At 33.7% G+C, this 3,720-nt stretch carries 5 protein-coding genes; all 5 read left to right on the top strand.

Annotated elements, in window-relative coordinates:
* The first annotated feature begins 27 nt into the window (after positions 1 to 27).
* The 5 genes from CW745_RS16405 to CW745_RS16385 all read left to right on the top strand — a co-directional run bounded on the left by CW745_RS16405 (position 28) and on the right by CW745_RS16385 (position 3,547).
* Positions 28 to 537 carry a hypothetical protein gene (locus tag CW745_RS16405; RefSeq protein WP_153069777.1) on the top strand — a complete coding sequence of 170 codons (510 nt, stop codon included), beginning with the start codon at positions 28 to 30 and terminating at the stop codon, positions 535 to 537.
* Between the two features lie 113 nt (positions 538 to 650).
* Positions 651 to 1,436 carry a hypothetical protein gene (locus CW745_RS16400; protein WP_101109783.1) on the top strand — a complete coding sequence of 262 codons (786 nt, stop codon included), beginning with the start codon at positions 651 to 653 and terminating at the stop codon, positions 1,434 to 1,436.
* Positions 1,437 to 1,695: 259 nt separating this feature from the next.
* A complete protein-coding gene (locus CW745_RS16395; RefSeq protein ID WP_101109782.1) occupies positions 1,696 to 2,397 on the top strand; it encodes a hypothetical protein in 702 nt (233 codons plus the stop codon).
* A 126-nt stretch (positions 2,398 to 2,523) separates the two neighbouring features.
* Entirely contained in the window at positions 2,524 to 3,108 is a 585-nt protein-coding gene (locus tag CW745_RS16390; RefSeq protein WP_101109781.1) for a class I SAM-dependent methyltransferase, read from the top strand.
* Between the two features lie 106 nt (positions 3,109 to 3,214).
* Positions 3,215 to 3,547 carry a hypothetical protein gene (locus CW745_RS16385; RefSeq protein ID WP_101109780.1) on the top strand — a complete coding sequence of 111 codons (333 nt, stop codon included), beginning with the start codon at positions 3,215 to 3,217 and terminating at the stop codon, positions 3,545 to 3,547.
* The last annotated feature ends 173 nt before the right edge of the window (positions 3,548 to 3,720 follow it).

Raw genomic sequence — 3,720 nt, 5'->3', positions numbered from 1 at the left:
CGGCGTTAGCTTTACAAGGAGAATTCTATGTCACTTCAACGCATGTTGACAGACAATGCATTTATTGAGAATAAAAATGGCGAACGTACAGGTCCATTTAAAACAAAATTTGGTCCAGAAAAGCTTGTTATCTTTAATGAGCAATTAGTTGTTACTGAAAACGATGTTGTTATTCAGCCTTTACCTAACGGAACAGAAGAACGCTTTGCTATAACTGATGTTCAATTTAATTCAGGTATAGGAAGAATGCAGTCACATTTTTCAATTACTGTAGTCAAAGAGGCTAAACAAGAGCGAGAAAATAAAGTGGCAAATAATACAACCTTCCATATTAATAACTCTAATGTTCAAGTTGGTGACGGAAACATTCAAAACATAGTTAATGCTTTCGAACAGCTTACTCAAGAAATTGAATCTTCAAACTCTACACCCGCAGAAAAAGAAGAGGCAAAAGGTTTGCTAAAATCATTAATTTCTAACCCAACAGTTGCTTCCGTTTTAGGTGGTGCCGTATCAGGGCTAATTGGTGTAATGTAAAGCTAACAAGTTGCTTAAACGGACGAAAAACAGTTGGCTTTCGCTCGTACCTCGCAAATTATAGCCAACTATTTTACGCCGCTTAGCAAGGCGTTATGCATCAAGGAGATTTTGTGACCGAATTTGATTCTCACGAACTATATGGAAAGACATTGAAGGAAGCAGGTGAGCTTCTCGATAAATATGTTATTCCAGTCTTTCGTAGAGGTAGATTTGAAAGACCTGAAATGGAAGGTACAGGCTTTTTAATTGAGCAATATTCAAATATTTACTTTATAACAGCTTCGCATGTTATTGATGCAATTAAAGCAACCCAAAGTAATTTTGTGATTGCAATAGAGACTCAAATGTTCTCATTGTCTTTAGCTAACTGTAAAAGAACAATTGAAACAAAAACTGAAATCGCTGACAATCAATTCGATTTAGCTGCAATTTTAATTAGTCCTGAAAATGATTACTACGAGCTCTGTAAAAAAGTCACCATCCCAAGTAGTAAGGTTTTAATAAATCATCAATTTAGACAAGTTGATATGCAAATATTACAAGGCTTTCCGTCATCAAAAAATAAAACCGCGAAGTGTTTTGATAGTCAAAATAAGCATTTCTCTGGTGCTTTATGGACTTATTCGTTTAATTTTCATATGGACTGCGATGTTACACAATTTAATAAAATTCCAGGCTCGTCTTATCCTATCCATTGGTCTAAAAAAATAAATGGACAAAAAACACTCCATCCTAGAGGTTGTAGTGGTGGACCTTATTGGTTTATACCTAATAAAGACAAAGTACATGAACATTACTTAGCGGGAGTGTTTATTGAGTATTATGAAAAAAAGTCTGTGGCATTTGTTACAAAAATAGATCATGTGATTGATCTTATTAATGAATTTGATGCATAACAAGTCGTTTAAACGGAATAAAAACAGTTGGTTATCGCTACGCGATTTTAACCAACCATTTTATCCGCTTAACGAGGCGTTATAAGCTACTGCTCATCATTGACTTCCTGAGTAAACTTGATATGATAATTCCGTTAAATATCAATGGGGTAGCATACATAGGAATAATGCGCTTTTTATTTATTTAGAAAGAGAGGTTGGTTCGATTCCATCCCCCCCACCAATCCTCGTAAATATCTTATTCCAAAGGATGTTTCGCATGACCAAGCAAGAAATGCAAGAATTACATCAGTTGCAAACCAAAAATGTAAAGCACCTCAAGCAAGCTGAAAAAAACCTCAGAATGGATATTAGTCGCTATTTGATCAAAAAAGATGATTTTAAGGTGTCAATTAACACAAAGTTATACGCTTTACTTTATAGTTCTTTATCCGAAGCTCAGTTTTTACAAATTTTATATACTCCTAATGGTTTCACTCAAGCCCAAATAACAGATATAAATAATAAAAAATCGATAGTTCAAAAATGGTATTTATTGATAGACCATAGTCTTAGTAAATTTGGTGACTATAAATTAGATTCAACTCTTAAAAATAGAAGAAGTGATTTAAGAAAATTAATAAGAAACTATATTGAAGAACCTCAAAGTATTAGGAATAAAATAGCGCATGGGCAATGGATTAATGCTTTCGATAGGTTGAACAAAGTAGAGAAAAAAGACTTATCAAAAAAAATTAATGCGTTGACAGTTGTAGATATTCATAAATGGTATGAAATTCATCAATATATTTGCTTTATTATTCGTGAGTTAGTTCAGTCTACTCTTATTAATTTCGAAAAAAGCTGTAAGGACAATTTAGCTGAGTTGGATAGTTTTATTCTATCAAGTAATTCTTGGACTGTGGCAAACAAAACTCAGTCTTTAAAGTTAAAGTACGATAATAGGAAAGAACGCTTATAACAAGTCGTTTAAACGGAATAAAAACAGTTGGCCATCGCTCCGCGATTATAGCCAACCATTTTTATCCGCTTAACGAGGCGTTAGGCATCAGTGTTAAATTAAATTATCTATATTTGGAGAATGTTTTTGACTAATGAATGGGATGATTATGCAGGCGGTTGGAATGTTGATAAAACTGTGGAAGAGTATGCTGATAAAGCATATTCTGAGCTTGTAAAAAATTGTGACATTGAAGGGCTAACAGTTCTTGATTTTGGTTGCGGTACGGGTTCGTTAACTCAACTTATTAGCCCTGCAGTTAAAAGCATAATCGCAATTGACTCATCGCCAGAAATGATAAAATACTTGGATATGAAAACGTTAGATAATGTAACGTCAATTTCTGAATATCTATCAAACGAATTAATAGTAAAACGTCCTGAATTTGAAAGTAAATTTGACCTAATCGTGGCCTCATCTGTTTGTAGTTTCCTACCTGATTATGAGGCAACTTTGAGCTTGTTAAAGTCATTACTAAAAGAGGGCGGGGTATTTATACAATGGGATTGGCTTTCAAACGATGATTCATCTGATATGGGGCTAACAGAAAAAAGGGTTAAAGAAGCATTTGAATCTAATTGTTTTGTAGGTACAAAAATATCCAGTCCATTTATTATGAACAGCTCAAAAGGTAACATGCCAGTATTAATGGCTATTGGTAAAAATGCCTAACAAGCTGTTCAACTGGACAAAAAACAGCGGGCTATTTCGCTCCGCTCAATTTTAGCCCACTGCTTTTTGCAAGTTAACAAGGGCGTTATGTTTACAAGGAGGTTTGGTGAAATTTTTTGCTATCGTAATTACGTTTCTCGTTTGTTCTTATTTTATTGGAAATGGAATAGTGGAAGCTACTCGTTGGGGAGAAGTTATTGATCTAAACAAAGAGCGAGAAGTACAGCATATTAACCAATCGTTTGAGTTAGAACTTTTACGTACAATTCTTTTTGAATTAGAGCAAGGAAATAAAGAAGTTGGAATAAAATATCTGAAGGAATATATAGATTTTAACAACGGCTTACTTCAAAAAGAGTTAGCCGATAACTATATATCTGAGCAAGGCAGGGATATTATTTCAAAGTATTTAACTTCTAAAGCCAAAGGTTTTGAGTAACGTAAACATAACAAGAAATTAAACAAGGACAAAAAACAGTTGGCTTTTTGTTCACTACGTTCACTATTTTAGCCAACAATTTTTTGCCTGTTAATTGGGCGTTATGTAGCACTACTCAACGAAGTACTGAGGAGTTAAAATGGATGTTTTTTTTGATTATTTAAAATATTTTT

It is taken from the genome of Psychromonas sp. psych-6C06 (assembly GCF_002835465.1).
Classification (GTDB): Bacteria; Pseudomonadota; Gammaproteobacteria; order Enterobacterales; family Psychromonadaceae; genus Psychromonas.
The sequence above is the reverse complement of the archived record's forward strand: the minus strand, read 5'-3'. Positions and strand labels throughout refer to the sequence as shown.